Raw genomic sequence first — 20,336 nt, forward strand, 5'->3', positions numbered from 1 at the left:
AGATCAAGGTGGCCAGATCTTCGCATTCGACCTTGTCCATGAGGGCTTTCACCTCTGCTTGATTACTATCATCAGCTCCTAATTCCAACACCTCGGACCAGTTCTTGGCTCCTTCCACCTGCTCGAAGGTATACACCTCTCCCAAGCTCGGTATCTCGGGTTTACAGCGCATCACTTTCTCGTAAAGCTCTTGGTCGGAGACAAAGCAAAGCTTGATACCGGCATCATTGAATATGAACTTGTAATCGGTCTCTGAAGCTGTCGGATAAATAGGCACGTCCTGCGCACCGATTTGCAGAATTCCCATATCTACGATGTTCCATTCCGTTCGGTTATTGGATATCATCGCGATCTTATCGTTCGGCCCCAATCCCATGCGCCAGAGCGCGCGACTGATCTTGTTGGCTTGATCAATGAACTCTTGAGTAGAGGTCTTGACCCATTTCCCGTTCACCTTGCTTGCAATGCAATCGCCCTTGGGATGATGAGCTAAGGCGTGATATGGGAAATCAAAGAGTCTCTTTATTTCCATGAAAGTAGTTTTTGTAGCGATTCAGTTCCTAAATATAACCTAAAGAACGTTTTTGGTTCATGCTCTGTGCAATGTTTGGTATTTTTGCCGCAAATTTCCTTGTAAATGACCGATACCAACACCCGTCCCACAACCTTAGAAGACGCCCGGAACCTCGGATTGCTCGAAACGGAGTACGAACTCATCAAAGAGCGTCTCGGACGCGTGCCCAATTTTACGGAATTGAGTGTCTACTCGGTTATGTGGAGCGAACACTGCTCATACAAGAACTCTATCCTCTGGCTCAAAAAACTCCCAAAGGAAGGTCCGCATATGTTGGTGCAAGCCGGTGAGGAAAATGCCGGACTGGTCGACATCGGCGATGGATTGGCTTGTGCATTCAAGATCGAATCGCACAACCACCCTTCTGCATTGGAGCCGTATCAAGGAGCTGCTACCGGGGTCGGTGGAATCAATCGAGATATTTTCACCATGGGCGCTCGCCCGATCGCCCAGCTGAATTCACTTCGTTTCGGAAACCTCGAGAACGCACGCACAAAGTGGCTGGTCGAGGGAGTTACTAAAGGTATCGGTGACTATGGAAATGCTTTCGGTATTCCCATCGTAGGCGGAGAAGTTTACTTCGATGAGAGTTACAATCAAAATCCATTGGTCAATGCCTTTTCGGCCGGAATCATGAACGTAGGTGACATGATCAGCGCCACTTCATCCGGAGTCGGAAACCCTGTGTACATCGTGGGCTCGGCGACGGGAAAAGATGGAATTCACGGGGCGGCATTCGCCTCCAAAGATATTACCGAGGCCTCAGCCGAAGACCTTCCAGCTGTTCAGGTTGGCGACCCTTTCCAGGAGAAACTATTGCTAGAAGCAACATTGGAGTTGGCAAAGACCGACTGTATCGTGGGAATGCAGGATATGGGAGCGGCCGGAATCACTTGTTCCAGCTGTGAAATGAGTGCTGCCGGAGAACACGGAATGGACCTCTGGCTCGACAAAGTACCTACCCGTCAAGACAATATGCAGTCGTGGGAGATCCTACTCAGTGAATCTCAAGAGCGCATGTTGGTGGTCGTTAAAAAAGGATTCGAAAAAGAGGTCGAATCGATCTTTGAAAAGTGGGATCTCGATTGTGCCGAGATCGGGGTTGTTACTGAAGGCGGTCAAGTACGCTACTTCATGAACGACGAACTCGTAGCCGAAGTTCCGGCCGAACACCTGGTGTTGGGCGGTGGTGCTCCGCAGTATGAGCGCGAGTATCGCGAACCGGCTTACTACCAAGAGTACAAGAAATTCGACATGAACAAGGTCAAAAAGCCACGCGACTTGGTAAAGGTTGCCAAGAAGCTCATGGCCTCTCCAAACATCGCCTCTAAGAAATGGATCTACGAGCAATATGACTCAATGGTAGGAACCGTCAACATGAGCACGAATGGCCCAACCGATGCCGGTCTTGTGAACATCAAAGACACCAACCGTGCGCTCGCCTTTACAGTAGACTGTAATTCGCGATACGTGCATGCCGATCCCGAAGTTGGAACGGCCATTGCCGTTTCGGAAGCTGCTCGTAATATCGTATGCTCAGGTGGTGAGCCAAGCGCCATTACGAACTGCCTCAATTTTGGTAACCCGTACAACCCCGAAGCTTATTGGCAATTCGTGGGTGCCATCAAGGGCATGAGTGCTGCTTGCTCAAAATTCCAAACTCCGGTAACGGGCGGAAACGTAAGTTTTTATAATCAGAGCGTTATCGGAGACCAAACCGTTCCGGTATTCCCCACCCCAACCATCGGAATGATGGGGATCGTTCAGGATAAAAAGAACATCACCCCACTAGGGTTCCAGAAAAAAGGAGACCTCATTTATCTGATCGGTGATCCTAAAGAAGATATCGCGAGCTCTGAATACTTGGTTCAATACCACGGAATCAAAGAGAGCCCGGCGCCAGCCTTCGATCTCGATGAAGAATTCACCATGCAGGAAGCCATGAAGAAGTTGATCAAAGCGGGCACTGTGAATTCTGCACACGATGTAAGTGAAGGAGGTTTATTCGTTGCCCTGGCAGAAGCGTCCTTCGTGAACGACCTCGGATTCGACGTATTGACGGATAGTGAGATACGTGAGGACGCATATCTCTTTGGCGAGAGCCAGAGTAGAGTCGTTGTAAGCGTTGATCCCGATGAAGAAGACAGCTTCATCTCCATCTTGATGGATGCGAAGATTCGCTTCACCTTACTCGGTCACGTAACACAAGGTAAATTCGTAGTGGATGACAAGCACTTCGGTATGGTCGATGAGTACAAAGAACTGCACTCAGAAAGCCTTGGCCGAGCCATGGCCCACTAATTCACGTCCTGCAAATACTGGAGGTATCGCTTGGCAGTAGTTCGAAAGCGGTAGTTGTAATGCCCTGAAGCTTCTTCGAGTTGTTTCCGCCATCGCGGGTCTTTAAACTCGATCGACCTGAAAGCTTTCCAAGCCTCTTCACGGGTTTGTCTATTGTATTCATCCGTACCGTATCGCAGAAGTTGATCGAGCGCCTTTTCATCTTTGTACAAGACGTATCGCCACATCGTTCTGCGCACGGCCAAATTATTGCCATTATCCCCTGCATACTCGTCATCGAAGAGGTAATCAACTTGCTCACGATACTCCAAAAAGAGATCGTCTACCATGGTCTCAACGAAGTCCGGAGAACCCGTACGCGCAAGTTCAACGAAGAATGCACTGTCCAAGGAGGTATAATCGCCTTGAAGCAAAAACCAACCCGTTTCGTAGAGTTCGGTTCGGTCACTCTGAAGCCACTGTTTACCCACGGTCTTGGCCGCTTTTGGGTAGTGGATCAAATTACGCGCCCACAGTTTCGATAATCCGGCATCAAAGGGTCGAGTAGCCAAGAGCTCATCCGCACTTCCTACTCCTGGGAACCGACTTAACTCCTTCATCGCTTGAGCCCTTGAAAAATAATGTGCCGTATCCGCTGATATAGCCAACAACTCCTCCCTCGTATAAGGATGAACGAACTGTTTCAGCACGATTCCGTCCGGGTCAAAAAGAACGTAATCAATTTCCTGGCCTTCCGATAAATTCAACTCCCACCGGTACTCTTTACCGGTAACGAATTCCCTGCCGGTCAATCGCCCTCCTCCTTTAAGTACCACTTCCCAATCCCAGCCGAACCTATACGCGCGATCTTGTTGAAACTGCCGGAGGGTGAAGCCGTATGTCGTCATTTCTTCGGAGCGCGACGTATCCACATCCACCCGTAGGGTGGGAACCCCTGCATTATAAACCCACTGGTCCCAAAACCACGCCAGGGAGCGGCCCGAATGATCGCTGAAGGCGTCGAGTAACTCGTCGGAATCGACCAGTCCGTACCCGTTTTCGATCACATACTGTGAGATCACGCGGCGGAACACCGCCCCACCTACTTCATCGCGCAGCATGTCGAGCACCAACCGACCCTTTTGATAGTGAATGAGAGAACCAGCCGCGTTGTGCTGCAAAGGATACACATTGCTCGATTCACGCGTGGTCACCAAGCCGTAATCGGTCCAACGACGATACTCGTCTGCCTCGTCTCCCAACATGGCGCGCTCGCCCAATGCACCGTAATAAGTGGCAAAGCCCTCTTGCAGCCAATGGTCGTGCCCGGTACGCGCAGTAAGGAAATCGCCGAACCAATGGTGGGCCATTTCGTGGGCGTTCACATACACGTAATTCTCATCGATACGGCCTCGCCAATCGACCATATACCGGTCGTTGAGCACTACGGCAGTCGTATTTTCCATGGCGCCGTACAGGAAATACTCAACTGGCGCCTGACGATAAACGCTCCAGGGATAAGCCACTCCGATCTCCGCCTCGAGGTACGCGAGTAGCTGATTGGTCTCCACAAAAGTGGGTTCAGCCTGCTCGGGAAGATCCGGATAATAGTAGTTGAGTACTGAGGTTCCATACGGACTTCGCTGCTCCATGATATCGTACTCCCCGATGATCAGCGCGATCAAATAAGTCGGTTGTGGCCGCTCCATGGCATACTTCCAACGAATCTTACCGCCACGCCCTTCCTTCTCGACCAACTTGCCGTTGCTAATAACCTCAAAATCCTTGTCGAAAGTGATCTCTAGCGAAGTAACGACCTTGTCGTGCTGCAAGTCGAAACACGGTATCCAATGCCTATTCTTGATCCCCTGCCCTTGACTCCATATCTGCTTTCGGCCATTCCCGTCCCATCCGTTGAAATAAAGCCCTCGTGTAGGGTAAGCCACGTACTCTATTGCCATTTCGGTTTCGCCCTTAACGGGCGGATGCGGGAATATGCTCAATCCTTCATCACCCAGCTCGGCGCGCACCTCTTCCCCGTTAATGGTCACCGACTCGATCTCCATATCGCGAGCGTGCACAAAAATTGAATCGACCTTCGGTCGTAGAGGCTTGAACGTATATACGGCACGGCCCTCGACCTTTCCTTTTTTAGGGTTGATGTCCAATATCAAGTCCAGCGTTTCAAAATCGACCACCCGTTCTACAGGGATTTGGGTAGAGTCGAATTCCTGGGCGAATACAAGTGAGGAGATCAGGATGAATACAAACGAGAGGAGACGGTTCAAGGAGTTCTTAGTTTTGAGTTCTTATGTTGGCTGTAGGCAAGATAATCAGTTCTAAATTTTTACGGTGGGTAAACTGACTTGCCGAAGGCAAACAAACTCGCGCCAGCGAACCGACTCGGCCAAAGGCCGAATTTTAAACACCGACCTTATCTTTTTTTTTCATCCACGTCGTATCGCTGTTCTGCTCAATGTACTCAATGATCTTTCCGGCGACGTCGATATTGGTCGTTTCCTCAATTCCCTTGAGTCCGGGCGAAGAATTCACTTCAATGACCAAGGGTCCACGCGCACTCTGAAGCAGGTCGACTCCAGCTATTCGCAGTCCAAGGGCCTTAGTGGCTTTAATGGCTGCTGCGCGTTCAGCTCTCGAAAGTTTTATAACTTCCGAACCACCCCCGCGATGAAGATTCGATCTAAATTCTCCCTCTTTTCCTTGACGCTTCATGGCCCCGATCACCTTACCGTCCACAACGAAAGCTCGAATGTCTGCCGCCTTCGCCTCGGCAATGAATTCCTGAACCAAGATATTGGCCTCCATGCCCATGAATGCCTCCATTACGGACTTCGCCGCCTTACGGGTTTCGGCCAGTACCACACCCAGCCCTTGCGTTCCTTCGAGCAGCTTGATGATCAGTGGCGTACCTCCAACTTGTTTGATCAAGTAATCCACATCGTCCGGATGACGAGCAAAGGCCGTTTTGGGAATACCCACTTCAGACTTTGTCAAGATCTGAAGACTGCGAAGCTTATCGCGTGAGCGTACCAAGGCCAAACTGGAACAAGTGGTAAATACACCTTGCATCTCGAACTGCCTGATGATCGAACTACCGTAAAAAGTAACAGATGCCCCGATCCGCGGAATAACCGCATCCAAGGCTTCGATCGGGTGATCCCCGATATACACTTTGGGAGAGTCCTTTTCCATCACCGTGTAGCACTTGGTGTGGTTGATCACTTGCATGTTGTGGCCGCGTTGCTGTCCGGCCTCTACCAATCGCTTGGCCGAATAAAACTCTGGTCCTCTCGAAAGAATGCCAATGTTCATGAATCTTTTCTTCTATTTATGTCGCTTTTTTGAATTTGGCGTTCAAATTTCGCTGACTCACGTCTACCACATAACGCCCTTTGAGTAACTTTTTACCCAGTAATACCGGGTAGCGCATACGCTCGCGATCGGCCAGGGTAAACTCACAAGTCAGGGTTTGTCCGAACAAGCGAACCTTGGTCCTGATCACATAGCGATACTCAAAACTACCGAAGCTGTTCTTAATCTTGCGTTCGGTAAAGTTATCGAAGACGAATTTTTTCTTGTTGTACTGTTCGTGCGACGGATCAAGCATGCGAAAGGTCAGAAATTCCTGTCCGTCCTTTTCTATCACCCGCACATTCGAGCAATGCAGACTCGAGGTTTGAGCTCCGGTATCGATCTTGCAGGGAACATCATCCAACTGCAGCCCGATAAAATCGATCGTATCGACCGTACCAATAACCTTTTTCTCGCGCTTTTTCGCCATGTCCGAAAAGTAAGAATATTTAAGTTTGTCTCATGCCCGCGCAGCAGCACATCTTATATAGCCCTATCGAATACCTCAAAGGGGTTGGACCGCAGCGTGGGGAGCTCCTGAAATCAGAGCTCGGCATAAAGCGCATGGGCGATCTGCTCTACCTCTTTCCCTTTCGGTACATCGATCGAACGCAGTATCATAAGATTCGCGACCTACGGTCGGATGTGACAGAGGTTCAGCTAGTTGGGCGTATCGTTCAAATAGAAGAAGTTGGGCACGGCCGACAAAAAAGGTTGGTGGCTCGATTCGAAGACGAGACCGGACAAATAGACCTGGTTTGGTTTCAAGGCGGAAAATGGATCAAGAGCAGCTTGCAGATCAATGAACGATACGTGGTTTTCGGAAAGCCCAAAACCTTCAAGAACCGTTACAACATTCCGCATCCCGAACTCGAAAAATGGGCCGACCACGAGCGTTCCATCAGAACCGCTCTACAACCCGTGTACCCCAGTACTGAAAAATTGACCCAAAAGGGACTGCACTCCAAAGGGATCAACAAACTGCAAGATTCGCTTTGGCAGCAGATCAAAGGACAAATTGGCGATACGGTCGATACGGCCTTTCGCGAACGACACCACCTGATCCCCCTCGAAGAAGCTCTGTTGAACATTCATTTTCCACGCGACCTCGAAAAGCTCGAGAAGGCGCGTTTTCGATTGAAGTTCGAAGAGCTGTTCTTCATTCAACTCGGACTCGTTCAACAAAAGAACCTACGGCAACAAAAACTCGGAAGCTATACCTTCGAAAAGATCGGTCCGGCATTTAACGAGTTCTACGAAAAAGGACTTCCGTTCGAACTCACCGGAGCGCAGAAACGGGTACTCAAAGAAATTCGGCGCGATGTGGGCTCAGGTCACCAGATGAATCGACTCCTCCAAGGTGACGTGGGATCGGGAAAAACGATCGTGGCCCTCATGGCCATGTTGATGGCCCTCGACAATGGTTACCAGGCCTGTTTAATGGCGCCGACCGAGATCCTGGCCCAACAGCACTATCAGGGACTCAACGAACTCATCGGCCCGCAGGGCCATCGCATAGAACTATTGACCGGATCGGTGAAGACCGCTGCACGGAAACCCATACTGGCCGATCTGGCCAGCGGTGAACTGCTGTTCATCGTAGGGACTCATGCCCTGCTCGAGGATCCGGTGGTGTTTAAGAATCTCGGACTAGTAGTGATCGATGAGCAGCACCGTTTTGGCGTGGCCCAGCGCGCTAAAATGTGGAAAAAAAGCGCGCTGCCCCCACACGTGCTGGTCATGACCGCGACCCCGATTCCCCGTACCTTGGCCATGTCGCTCTACGGCGATCTCGATTCGTCGGTGATCGACGAACTACCGCCGGGTCGCAAAGAGGTGAAGACCGTGCATCGGTTCGACTCGAACCGAATGGGCGTATTCCAATTTATGAAGGCGGAGATCGAGAAGGGCCGACAGGTTTATGTGGTTTATCCGCTCATCAAAGAGTCCGAGAAGCTCGACTACAAAGACCTCATGGACGGTTACGAGAGCATCGTGCGGCAATTCCCGCTGCCCGATTACCGCGTGGCCATCGTGCACGGACAAATGAAGGCCGAAGACAAAGAATTCGAAATGCAGCGATTCGTGAGCGGACAGGCGCAGATCATGGTCGCCACCACGGTCATCGAAGTAGGTGTGAACGTGCCCAACGCCTCCGTCATGATCATCCAAAGCGCCGAGCGGTTCGGACTCTCACAATTGCACCAATTGCGCGGACGCGTAGGTCGCGGGGCCGATCAAAGCTACTGTATTCTGCTCAGCAAGGAAGAACTCAGCAACGATGCGCGCGTGAGGTTGGAGACGATGGTGCGGACTACGGACGGATTCGTAATAGCCGAAGTCGATATGCAGCTGCGCGGGCCCGGCGACATGATGGGAACCCAGCAAAGTGGATTGCTCGACCTGCAGATCGCCGATGTCGCCCGCGATGGACAAATCATGGCCCTGGCGCGACGTGCCGCCGAAGACCTCTTGAGGGGCGATTCCGAACTCGAAGGAGCGGAATTCCCCAAAGTCGTGGCCACTTTCAAACGAAAAAACCGCAAAAAACTACACTGGAGCCGAATTAGCTGAGTAATTTTGCACCATGCGTCAAAAACTCACGAATCGACTCAACCGCATGTGGCACCGGTCGACCATCTACCACGTCTACTTTCGTCGCAGCGGATTCTACACCTTCCTCGGAAAAAATAGCATCAAGCTAGGAGGCATTCTGGTGGCCTTTGCGCTGGCACTATTAGCCTTTCAGCACTACGTAGACGATGTAGGTGAGTTCTTTTCGGGCCTGTTCTCCGGCATGAGTACGCGTGGTGTGCTCGTCCTTTTCTTCATTAGCGAGACCATCCTCGGTATGATTCCACCCGACTTCTTCATCCTCTGGGCGGGAAGCTTCGACAATCCCATGCGCATGGTCGCCGTGCTGGCCATGATCAGCTACGCGGGCGGATTCACGGCCTACCTCATCGGACGCCGCATCAGCTACACCAAAAAGGTAAACCACTACCTCAACACCAAATTCAAGACCCAATTTGAATTCCTGAACAAATGGGGCGGCTTCTTTGTGCTGCTGGCCGCCATGTTCCCGATGCCCTATGCCATCGCATCGCTGGTGGCCGGCGTAGTGCGCTTTCCCATGTTTCGCTTTCTGTTTTTCGGTCTGGCTCGACTCCTGCGTTTTTACCTCTACGCCCTGGCTCTTTTTCAGATCTCAAATTGAGTTTTCGGCCTACGGCCGGATGTGCTACTTTTCCTTAATTTTGACCCCTCAATTGAAATCGATCCCATGAAGATCTCGTACAACTGGCTTTGCGACTACCTAAAAACCGACGAACCGCTCGAAGAAATCATTCGCCTACTCACTGAAATCGGTCTCGAAGTTGAAAGAACCGAAGAGTTTGAGTCGATCGCGGGCGGACTCAAAGGCGTGTACGTCGGTAAGGTTTTGAGTTGTGAGCAGCATCCAAACGCGGACAGACTCAAAGTATGCATGGTCGACATCGGGATCGATGAACCGCTGCAGATCGTTTGTGGGGCGAATAATGTTGCGGAAGGACAAAAAGTTCCCGTAGCGACCGTGGGCACCACCCTTCACCCTAGAGGTAGCGACGAACCCTTTGAGATCAAGAAAGGAAAACTTCGCGGCGAAGTCTCTTTGGGCATGATCTGCGCCGAAGACGAACTCGGCCTGGGCACCGACCACGAAGGCATCATGGTCCTCGGCGAAGAAGCGATCATGGGTCAGCCCGCAGCGGACTACTTTGGCATTACCCGAGATACAGTCATTGAGATCGGACTCACGCCCAATAGAGCCGATGCCATGTCGCACTACGGGGTAGCCCGCGATCTTCGTGCAGCACTTTTGCGATTCGGCCGCAAAGCTGAACTGAGTTTCCCAAACAACAACATAGTCACCGGACACCACGAGAGTTCATCTATTGTCGTTGAAGTAAAGGATAAAAGCCGTGCTCCGCGCTACGCCGGTGTAGTACTCGAAAACATTAAGGTAGGCCCCTCTCCCGAGTGGCTGAAGAATCGACTCAAGGCCATTGGCTTGACTCCGATCAACAACGTGGTGGACATCACGAACTATGTGAACCACGAATTGGGCCAGCCTTTGCACGCTTTCGATGCCGCGAAAATAAAAGGAGGAAAAGTCATCGTGGACACCCTTGTAGGCGGCACCAAGTTCTCTACCTTGGATGAAAAAGTACGCGAGCTTCATCAAAACGACCTCATGATCTGCGACGAAGAAGGCGGAATATGTATTGGGGGTGTCTTTGGAGGAATTGAATCGGGAGTGAGCGATGAAACTACCGGTATATTTCTGGAAAGCGCTTACTTTGATCCTGTGAGCATTCGCAAGACCGCTCGTCGTCATGGACTCAATACCGATGCGAGTTTCCGCTTTGAACGAGGCATCGACCCGAATGGAGTCGTCGAGGCTTTAAAGCGAGCCGTAGTGCTTATGGAAGAGCTGGCCGGAGCAACTATAGCCGGCGACATCACGGACATATACGATCAAAAGATCCCGAACCGCCACATCAACCTCAAGCTCGAATATATGGATCGCCTCATCGGCGAGATGATCGACCGCACCCTTGCGAAGAACATTCTTCAGTGGCTCGACATCAAGGTTGTCAGTGAAGAAGAAGGTTGGTGGTCGTTCGAAGTTCCTGCCTACCGAGTTGATGTAACGCGTCCGGCCGATGTCGTTGAAGAGGTGCTGCGCATTTACGGATTCAACGAAATAAGCGAGGAAGGTAAAATGGTCATGAGCACGGGCCATTTCGAACATCCCGATCTCCACCGTGCCGAGGAACTCGTTAGCGAGTTACTCTGCTCAACAGGCTTTCATCAAATGATGGCCAATAGTTTGACCTCGGCCGAATACGGAACGGACGAAGTCTACGATCTCGGGGAAAATACCCACCCGGTCAAAATAATTAATCCGCTGAGCTCAGAACAAGCCGTTATGCGACGAAGCTTGATTCCAGGAGTACTGGAAGCTATGGCTCACAACATTAACAGGCAGCGTCGTTCGCTGGCCTTGTTTGAATTCGGACGGGCCTACTTTGAGGACATCGGAGACTTCTACCGCGAAGAAGAGTACTTGATGATGGCCCTGGGTGGTCCGCGAAACGAGGAACATTGGACTACAGGAAAGGTCGAAAGCAGCTTCTTCCGACTCAAATCGGCCGCTTTCAAAGTATTGAGCCGACTTGGGTTCGGTGCCGATGCTTCTGAACAGGTGGGCGAACATCCCTACTTCTCTGAAGGAATCGAGATCCACGTTCGAGGCCAGCGAATTGGTTTCATGGGTTTGGTTCGGGGCGACCTGCTGAGAAAGGCCGACGTGAATCAAGTGGTGTACGCGGCTGAATTGCGTTGGGATTTATTAAAACCCATGCTGGCCAATACCCGAGTCCGATTCAATGAGCTTCCCAAGTTCCCATCGGTTCGCCGAGACCTCGCGCTGTTGGTCGACAAAAGTGTAGCCTTTGCGGAAATTAAAGTCGCCGCAGAACAGGTTGAAAAGAAGTTATTGCAAGAGGTAGAACTCTTTGATGTCTACGAAGGAAAGAATTTACCTGACGGCAAAAAGAGTTATGCGGTTTCCTTTAAGCTTTACGACGATAAGAAAACCTTGACCGATAAAGTAGTCGACAAATCGATGAAAAAGATCCGCTCGGCCATCGAGAAATCGACCGGTGCGACACTTAGAGGATAATTTTTTAGAGTACTCTTGACAATTAGCGTTCCTTTTTATTTATATTAGAGGTGACAAAGGAGCATGATTTTTAAATATTCGAGTAGAGTATTTGAAAATCGACAGAAAGAAAAAGTACTGATCTATTAACCCGAACTTTCTTTCTGAACCGAAAAGCCACCGCCTGGTGGCTTTTCGGTTTTCGTACCTTAGTGATTCAAATATACACTACGATGATTCTACAGATCATAGCCCTTGTTTGCCTTACTATTATTGTGTTGGCCCTGATTCGACGACGTCGCTTTTGAGTCGCACGAGCGCATTCCACGACATCGGCTCAAGCTCAACTCCTACTTCATCTCCCTCGACATACATTCGTCCTCCCGGCGAAGCAACGACCCATATTCCTCGACGCTCTTCGGGTACCGGAATTCGCATTGAGTTCTCGCTTAAATTGAAGAAAACATATGCCAGTTCATCGCCTGTAAAGCGTTTATAGGCCAAAACATTGAGATCTTGAGTCGGTGGAATGAACTCGAGACCTCCATATTTGAACACATCGTACTTCTCGCGCATGGCGATGAGTTTTCGATAATAACTGAACAGTCCGTGATCAAAGGAAACCGAATCGGCCGGGCGCATGAGGTTTGCAGGGTGGCTATCTTCGATTTCAAAAGACACATCGGGCCACATGAGCGGTTTTCGACAATCGGGGTCATCGGCACCCCACATACCCATTTCATCTCCGGACCATATTTGAGGAGCTCCAACGAAGGTGAACTGATGACCGAGGAAGAGCTTGATCCGACCGTAGGTCGCACTATCGGGTTTATTGATCTTGTAAAACGGATCGGCGGAAGGGTGGGTATTGACTTTGTACTCGCCTCGGTTGTAAAATGAGGTGGCTAGGCGCGGTGCATCGTGGCTTGCGCTCATATTCATGAAGGCATATCGCTTGGGGCCCTCGACGTTGACGTAGATGGAATCGACATTGGCAATGAACGAACTTGGGTTCATGGTGTCGGGGGCAAAGGCGAAGTAGTTGCGCGCTTCGCGGTACCAGCGGTAGTTCATCACCGCATCAAAAACATCCCCTTGAAGCCAAGGGCTCGGATCGAGCATATCCTCGGGCCATATTTCCCACCATATTTCGCCGATGAGCGCGGCCTGGGGGTTGATGTCCTTCACAATGGCCCGGTACTCGCGCCAGAAGCCAAGCGGAAGCTCTGCAGCGACATCGAGACGGAAGCCGTCTATTCCGTCCGACGGGTTCCCATCGCCGTTGGGATCGAGCCAGCGTTTGGTGACTGAAAAAATGTGGTATTTGAGGCTGGGGCTAAACAGATCGCCTTCGTAGGCTTGTAGTCGATCAAAATGAACGTGTTCTGTTTCTCGCATTTCGGGCAAGCTGCGCACACCGATCCAGCTTTGATACTTCAACTCATCGATCTTGGTATCCGGATCGTCGAACCGGTCGATATAGTACCAATCGGTGAATGAAGATTCCTCACCCTTTTCTCGGATATCGTTCAATGCCCAGAAATTGTACCCGGTGTGGTTCCAACTGTAGTCCATGACCACGCGAATTCCTCGTTCGTGGCATGCTTGAATGACTTCGAGCCAAAGCTCATCAGCCGCCGTCCAAACCCATTTATCGGGATCGGCATGATCTTCTTCGGCCATGGCCTTGGCGTCGCCACGGGGATCCGGTCCGAAGTTTCGATCGACGTGATGCCAGTGCCGCGGATCGTATTTATGCAAGGATGGAGAGTCGTTCAATGGATTGAAATAAATAGCGGTTACACCGAGGCTATCGATGTAATCGAGCTGGTCGAGCACCCCTTGAAGATCACCGCCATAACGTCGCAGTTGTGCTTTTTGGCCAAAATGAGCAATTTCGTTACCGTTCCGGTCGCTGATCTTCTCAGCATCGGAGAACCAGGGATCGGGTCGGTACCAGTCGTGCCCCCAAGGAGTCGTAGACCAATTCGCAGGCACGAAACCCGGGTAACCACCTTGAATATCTTCAGGTGTTGGGTCGTTGGAAGGATCACCATTTCGGAAACGCTCCGGAAAAATCTGATACCAAACCACTTCTTTCATCCAGTCGGGAGCCTGATCCGGTGTAGCTGCTATCAGTGAATCCATTGAACCGAATTCATCCAAGGAGTGTTGTTTCTCCGTTTGACAAGCCCAAAGGAAGAGGGAAAGAATGGAAAGCAGTGCGACTCTCATGAATAAAGATTTACTGAAATATTTAATTCAAAAATAGGACTCCTATAATTAAAACTCTTAACTTTGACCGACCGGTCGGTATTTTTTTATTCCGTGAAAAAAGAAAGTCCCAAAAATTTACATGAGCAACGGCGCGAATCGAGCGAGTTAATCATATTGATATCGGCCGAAGAGCTCTTTGCCCGCAAAGGATACCACGGCGTATCGATGAACGAAATCGCAAAGCATTCAGAGGTCAGCAAAGGACTTCTTTATCACTATTACGAAAGCAAGGAATCCTTACTGAAAGCTATTTTTCAATCGGCTTTCGACAAGATGGCGAGTAACTTCGAAGCCCTCGAACAATTCGATGGAAAGGATTTAATACGCTACTTAATCGATCAAGCCTTCGACTTTTTGATGTACCAGCGCGATCTACAGCGCTTGATGATCGGCCTGGCGGTACAAGTTCATGACTTGCCTTTCGTAAAGGAGATCGCCACCAAAAAAATGGCATCGCATAAATTACTGCTGACCTCTACTTTTGAGGAGTTGGGCTATGACGACCCCGAAGGGGAGGCCTTGGCCTTTGGTGCCCTACTCGATGGTATAGGACTGCAACTTATGGTGTTGGACATCGATTACGACCTCCCCAAAATGAAAGAACACTTATACCTCAAATACGCTCTATGAAAAGGCTCATTCTCCGTATTACCGCGTTGATGTTCATCGCGCCGATTCAGGCGCAAACCGCAACGGACATCATCCGACAGGCCGATGAAAAACTCCGCGGACAAAGCAGCAAAGCCAAGGTAACAGTCAAGATCGTTCGCCCGAATTGGGAACGCGAGATCACGACGACGAGTTGGTCGCTGGGGTCCGACTATGCCTTGATCTACATTTCGGCTCCGGCTCGCGACGAAGGAACGGTATTCCTAAAGCGGGACAAAGAGATTTGGAACTGGCAACCGAGTATTGAGCGCACGATCAAGCTTCCACCAAGTATGATGATGCAGAGCTGGATGGGGTCGGACTTCACCAACGATGACCTGGTGCGCGAATCGAGCATCGTGAATGACTACACGCACGAGTTTGCGGGAGACACGACCATTTTGGGGCGATCGTGCTACAAGATTGTATTGACTCCAAAACTCGATGCGGCGGTGGTATGGGGCAAGATCGTTAGCTACATCTCAAAGGCTGAATACTTGCAGCTCATGGCTAAATTCTACGACGAGGATGGGTTTTTGATCAATGAAATGCAAGGGTTTGAAGTCACTGAATTCGATGGACGCACCTTACCCAAGCGGGTGCGTATGACTCCGATGGACAATCCGGATCAGTATACAGAAATGATCTACGAGGGCTTGGAATTCGGTATCGATGTCAACCAGGAGTTCTTTAGTCAGCAGAACATGAAACGCATACGCCCATGATGCTTTTAAAGCTGGCATATCGCAATCTTTGGCGAAATAAGCGCCGTACGTATATCACGATCGCTTCGGTACTGTTTGCGGTTTTTTTCGCCGTGATCCTGCGGAGCATGCAGCTTGGAGTGTACGAGCTTATGATCGAGAATGTGGTAGGCTACTACAGCGGCTATGTTCAAGTTCACAAAAAGGGATACTGGGACGAGCAAACGATCGACAACGTCATTTACTACTCGGACTCCCTTTCCGTTGAAATTGAATCTAGAGGAGAGGTACAGCACGTTTTACCGAGACTCGAAGGTTTTGTGTTAGCAGCGACCCAAGAGTTGACCAAAGGCTCCATAGTCAACGGTATCGACCCCACCAAGGAGGGCGGAATGCTTCAGCTGCAGGAGAAGTTGTCGGACGGAAAAGTATTTGAGTTAAACGACCGAAGCGTAATGCTCGGAGAGGGTTTGGCCGAATATTTCCGGTTATCGACAGGAGACACCATCGTTATGTTGGGCCAAGGATATCATGGAATATCGGCCCGAGGCAAGTACCCCGTTGCGGGAATCGTAAAACTGAACTCCCCCCTACTCAATGACAACCTGATCTTTATGCCGTTGCCGGAAGCGCAATGGTTTTATGGTGCCGAAGGCATGGTCACGAGCTATGTATTGGACATGAACTACAACGACAACGTACCCAAGTTCACTCGTAGTTTGGAAGCTCAGATGGACACCTCCAAATACGAATTGATGGCTTGGCAGGAAATGATGCCTGAATTGGTTCAGGCCATTCAGGCCGATAGCGCGGGCGGACAAATCATGCTGTTCATTCTATACATGGTGATCACCTTTGGCATGTTCGGAACGGTACTTATGATGACGGCTGAACGCCACTACGAGTTCGGGGTACTCATAAGCATCGGCATGAAGCGGTGGCAATTGGCCATTACCGTTCTATACGAAACGATCATGATCAGCTTGATCGGGGTTGCTTCCGGACTTATTGCGGCATTGCCGATCGTATTGTACTTCCACAACAACCCGCTCGATCTCGGAGGTCGAACCGCGGAGACGGTTGAAGATTACGGCTTCGAAGCCGTTATGCCCGCAAGTTTGGATCCGTCGATTAGCATCACACATGCGACTATTATACTGGTCATTAGCATCATCATCACCATTTACCCAATGATCGTTTTGTCTCGACTGAAACCGGTCAAGGCCATGCACGTTTAAACCGAAATTATGTTACTCAAAATCGCTTGGCGAAACATATGGCGCAAAAAACTCCGAAGTGCGGTGGTGATCACGAGCATCGTGCTGGGTATTTGGGCCGGATTATTCGTAATCGCGCTTTCGGCCGGAGTCAACCAGCAGCGGAAGGTGTCGGTGATCGAAAATTCGATCAGTCACGTACAGTACCACGACCCGAAATTCTTGGAAGATCGGAATGCCAAATGGGTCATAGAGGACATCGACGAGGTGCGGTCGTCGATCGAAACCGATACGACGGTCCTGAACTACACCATGCGGGGATTGGTGAACGGCATGGCGTCATCGGCCCGTGGTGGAAATGGGGTCATCATCAATGGTGTAGATCCGGAAATGGAGCCCAACGTCACGACCATAGATGATCACGTAGTTGAGGGCACTTGGCTTCCGCCCGAAGGGCGATACCCTGTTTATTTAGGACAGGCGCTGGCCGAGAAGATGAACGTGCACGTGCGGAGCAAGATCGTGTTGACGTTTCAGGATCGGAACAGCGAGATCGTGGCGGGTGCGTTTCGCGTGGCGGGCATTTTCAAGACGGTGAGTAAGAAGTACGACGAAATGAACGTATTCGTGCGGCTCGACGACTTGGAGCACCTGCTGCATACCGAGAACGGAGTGAACGAAGTGGCTGTACTGCTCGAGAATTTTGAGGTGATTCCGCCATTTGTTGAGCGTCAGCGGTCGAAGTTTGAAGAACTGGAAATTGAGCCGTGGAATGAGATCTCGCCGGAGCTGGGGTACGTCGATGAAATGATGGAGATCTTTCTGTACTTGTTTCTGGGCATTTTGTTGGCGGCCTTGTCGTTCGGCATCGTCAACACCATGCTGATGGCTGTACTTGAGCGGAAGCGCGAGTTAGGGATGTTGATGTCGGTAGGCATGAACAAAGCGCGTATTTTTGCGATGATCACCTTTGAGACCATTGCCATAGCCATAGCGGGCGGACCCCTAGGTATTGTGCTGGCATGGTTGACCATCGTTTATTTTCAATCGGTAGGACTCGATCTGAGTTTTTACGCTCAGGGACTCGAGGAGTTCGGGATCGACCCGATCGTATACCCCTACCTCGATGTACAATACTATTGGACCCTAGCCCTGATGGTGATCGTGATGGCGATCTTGGCCAGTATTTATCCGGCCCGCAAAGCACTAAAAATGAATCCCGCCGAGGCGGTACGAGCAATTTGATATGGCAGTCATTGAAACCAAAGCACTCGAAAAGACCTACCACGACGGTAGCATCGACGTACATGCCGTACGTGGGGTAGACTTGCAGATACAACTGGGTGAATTCACCGCGTTGGTTGGACCTTCGGGCTCAGGAAAGACCACTTTGCTGAATATGATCGGCGGTTTGGACGAACCCACTGAAGGAAGCGTATGGGTTGATGGAACCGACTTGAGTACTCTACGCGACAACGAACTGATCGATTTTCGTTTGCGTAAGATCGGCTTCGTGTTTCAGGCCTACAACTTGATACCGGTTTTGACCGCTACGGAGAATACCGAGTTCATTATGCTGTTGCAAAAACGCCCAAAAGAAGAACGCGAAAAGCGGGCGATGCAGTTACTTAAGGAGGTCGGGCTCGAAGATAAGTTGACCAAGCACCCCATGGAGCTTTCGGGAGGACAACAACAACGGGTAGCCGTGGCTCGAGCACTGGCTCCGAAGCCCGCCGTGATCTTAGCCGACGAGCCCACGGCGAACCTCGACAGTCAGTCGACCAACAACCTGCTCGACATCATGGCTCGACTGAATAAAGAAGAGCATATCACCTTCTTGTTCAGCACGCACGATCAGCGCGTGATCAATAGAGCTCGCCGCGTGGTGACACTGGAAGACGGAAAGATCATAAAGGATGAGACGTTTGATCGATAGAGCGACAGCAACGGCGTTTACAAAGTTCTTTTTTCTAGTTGTAGCTGTAGCTTGTGCAGTAGCTTCACATGCCCAGAATAGCCTCGAGATCGACGGTTACGTCAAACTTTTAGGTACCGGAACGAATTTAACGGAGGAGATCCCGAGTGTATTCCTGAGTGCGGCAAACCTGGAGTACACGTACTTCGATTATCAGATTCACAACCGCTTCAACTTTGAATACCGATTGGGAGAGCATTGGCGAGCTAAAGCGGGTATGCGCAACCGATTGTTTTGGGGGTATCAGACTGAGAATTTGGACGTGTTTCAATCGTCGATCGATTCGGATCCGGGCCGGTTCGACCTCAGTTACGTGTGGTTCGAAACAGATGGTATGTTCTTGCACACCATATTGGACCGAGCCTATATTGAGTATCGGACGCAAGAGTGGGAATTCACCGCGGGTCGGCAGCGCATCAACTGGGGAGTGAACACGGTTTGGAACCCAAATGATCTCTTTAACCAATACAATTACTTCGATTTCGACTACGAAGAACGTCCGGGGTCAGATGCGGTCCGCTTCACCCGATACTTGAGTTATAACTCCAAGATCGAAACAGCCGCTTCCGTGGATAGCGTTGGCGAAGTGACCGCGGCCGGACTTTACCAATTTGGAATGGGAACATACGATGTGCAGGTCGTGGCCGGATGGTTCAAAGACGATATCGCCCTAGGGGGCGGATGGGCAGGAAACCTCAAGAATGCCGGCTTCAAAGGCGAGTTCACCTACTTTCACGGGGTCCAAAACGAAAGTCCCAACGCCTTTTTGGCCAGCGTAACCGTGGATTACGCTTTTGCGAATTCACTCTACTTGGCCGGAAGTTATTTATACAATTCGGCCGGAAGCAACGAATCGAATTTCGCGGATTTTGGCGCCATCGCCGGACCGGGCACGGTACTATCGGCCAAAAACCCCTTCCCTTTCAAAAGCACCCTATTCGTTGCCTCGAGCTACCAGATTACCCCGCTGTTCCGGGTCGACCTGAGCCAAATGGTCACCACTAATTTCGACAGCTACATTTTGATCCCCAGCTTGAGCTACAGCATTACCCAAGACTTAGACGCCTTGATTTTGGCCCAGGTGTTCTTCGGCAACCGGGCCTTCACCATTGTCCCTACCCTGCCTCCGGCCGACTTCGGTTGGGGTTATGTGAGTGGGTTGGGGTTTGTAAGGTTGAAATATTCTTTTTAGATCATTCGCTGCGCAAATGAGTCCATTTGCTTGGCAAGTTTATTCCGGCGAAGCCGAAGCGCATTCGCGCTGCGTGCGAGTCAATAGCTTCGAATGCACTGTGTAACTCATTTGGCACTTGCTAAATTCATTGGGATGAGGCTTGAGTGCTCTCACAGGCAATTGCTACAAAAGTTTGGCTCATATCATCGGCAGTTGGAACCTTCAACCTTATACGAACAGGAAAACCAAATCAGTAAACCCAAACTTGCAGACAGCATAGACCGCCATGGTATACCCTTTGATGACGCTTCGGTGAAGACTTCCCCGTTTGGTAAACTTCCCCAAAAACGAGACAGTTTAAAAGTATAATTTTAAATTGTTGATTATGAAGAAGTCAAAGTTTACTGA

The 20,336-nt window shown here is 50.5% G+C and carries 15 protein-coding genes; 10 read left to right on the forward strand and 5 right to left on the reverse strand.

Annotated features, from left to right (window positions below):
• Positions 1-532, reverse strand: a 532-nt coding sequence (locus J4F31_08095) for an AMP-binding protein (protein MCE2496521.1), incomplete at its 3' end; no start/stop codon positions are given.
• 105 nt (positions 533-637) lie between these two features.
• Between J4F31_08095 and purL the strand changes: the two genes are divergently transcribed.
• A complete protein-coding gene (purL, locus tag J4F31_08100) occupies positions 638-2,875 on the forward strand; it encodes a phosphoribosylformylglycinamidine synthase subunit PurL (protein ID MCE2496522.1) in 2,238 nt (745 codons plus the stop codon).
• On the opposite strand, the gene J4F31_08105 is transcribed toward purL, so the two are convergent.
• The 3 genes from J4F31_08105 to J4F31_08115 form a co-directional block, all read right to left on the reverse strand.
• A complete protein-coding gene (locus J4F31_08105) occupies positions 2,872-5,142 on the reverse strand; it encodes a M1 family metallopeptidase (GenBank protein ID MCE2496523.1) in 2,271 nt (756 codons plus the stop codon). The genes purL and J4F31_08105 overlap by 4 nt on opposite strands.
• A gap of 133 nt (positions 5,143-5,275) precedes the next feature.
• Positions 5,276-6,187 (reverse strand): 30S ribosomal protein S6--L-glutamate ligase, encoded by a 912-nt coding sequence (gene rimK, locus J4F31_08110; GenBank protein ID MCE2496524.1) that lies wholly within the window; start codon positions 6,185-6,187, stop codon positions 5,276-5,278.
• Between the two features lie 16 nt (positions 6,188-6,203).
• Positions 6,204-6,656 carry an ATP-dependent zinc protease gene (locus tag J4F31_08115; protein ID MCE2496525.1) on the reverse strand — a complete coding sequence of 151 codons (453 nt, stop codon included), beginning with the start codon at positions 6,654-6,656 and terminating at the stop codon, positions 6,204-6,206.
• A 32-nt stretch (positions 6,657-6,688) separates the two neighbouring features.
• Here J4F31_08115 and recG point away from each other — a divergent pair, with 32 nt between their 5' ends.
• The 3 genes from recG (at position 6,689) to J4F31_08130 (ending at position 11,954) form a co-directional block, all read left to right on the forward strand.
• Positions 6,689-8,800, forward strand: coding sequence for an ATP-dependent DNA helicase RecG (recG, locus tag J4F31_08120; protein ID MCE2496526.1), 2,112 nt, complete (start codon positions 6,689-6,691; stop codon positions 8,798-8,800).
• A 13-nt stretch (positions 8,801-8,813) separates the two neighbouring features.
• Positions 8,814-9,443 carry a hypothetical protein gene (locus J4F31_08125; protein MCE2496527.1) on the forward strand — a complete coding sequence of 210 codons (630 nt, stop codon included), beginning with the start codon at positions 8,814-8,816 and terminating at the stop codon, positions 9,441-9,443.
• Between the two features lie 66 nt (positions 9,444-9,509).
• Complete coding sequence (locus J4F31_08130) at positions 9,510-11,954, forward strand: phenylalanine--tRNA ligase subunit beta (protein MCE2496528.1); 2,445 nt, start codon at positions 9,510-9,512, stop codon at positions 11,952-11,954.
• A 249-nt stretch (positions 11,955-12,203) separates the two neighbouring features.
• Here the strand turns inward: J4F31_08130 and J4F31_08135 are convergent, their stop codons facing one another.
• Positions 12,204-14,168, reverse strand: coding sequence for a hypothetical protein (locus J4F31_08135; protein ID MCE2496529.1), 1,965 nt, complete (start codon positions 14,166-14,168; stop codon positions 12,204-12,206).
• A gap of 93 nt (positions 14,169-14,261) precedes the next feature.
• Here J4F31_08135 and J4F31_08140 point away from each other — a divergent pair, with 93 nt between their 5' ends.
• From J4F31_08140 to J4F31_08165, 6 genes are read left to right on the forward strand one after another with little or no spacing between them, the layout of a single operon-like run.
• On the forward strand, positions 14,262-14,840 hold the full coding sequence (locus J4F31_08140) for a TetR/AcrR family transcriptional regulator (protein ID MCE2496530.1): 579 nt from the start codon (positions 14,262-14,264) through the stop codon (positions 14,838-14,840).
• Entirely contained in the window at positions 14,837-15,583 is a 747-nt protein-coding gene (locus J4F31_08145) for an outer membrane lipoprotein-sorting protein (GenBank protein MCE2496531.1), read from the forward strand. Before J4F31_08140 ends, J4F31_08145 begins: the two co-directional genes overlap by 4 nt.
• Positions 15,580-16,800, forward strand: coding sequence for an ABC transporter permease (locus tag J4F31_08150; protein ID MCE2496532.1), 1,221 nt, complete (start codon positions 15,580-15,582; stop codon positions 16,798-16,800). The genes J4F31_08145 and J4F31_08150 overlap by 4 nt, the downstream gene beginning before the upstream one ends.
• Before the next feature lie 9 nt (positions 16,801-16,809).
• Positions 16,810-18,024 (forward strand): ABC transporter permease, encoded by a 1,215-nt coding sequence (locus J4F31_08155; GenBank protein MCE2496533.1) that lies wholly within the window; start codon positions 16,810-16,812, stop codon positions 18,022-18,024.
• Between the two features lies 1 nt (position 18,025).
• Positions 18,026-18,715, forward strand: coding sequence for an ABC transporter ATP-binding protein (locus J4F31_08160; protein MCE2496534.1), 690 nt, complete (start codon positions 18,026-18,028; stop codon positions 18,713-18,715).
• Entirely contained in the window at positions 18,696-19,946 is a 1,251-nt protein-coding gene (locus J4F31_08165; protein ID MCE2496535.1) for a hypothetical protein, read from the forward strand. The genes J4F31_08160 and J4F31_08165 overlap by 20 nt, the downstream gene beginning before the upstream one ends.
• The last annotated feature ends 390 nt before the right edge of the window (positions 19,947-20,336 follow it).

It is taken from the genome of Flavobacteriales bacterium (assembly GCA_021296215.1).
In the GTDB taxonomy this organism is placed as follows: Bacteria; Bacteroidota; Bacteroidia; order Flavobacteriales; family ECT2AJA-044; genus ECT2AJA-044.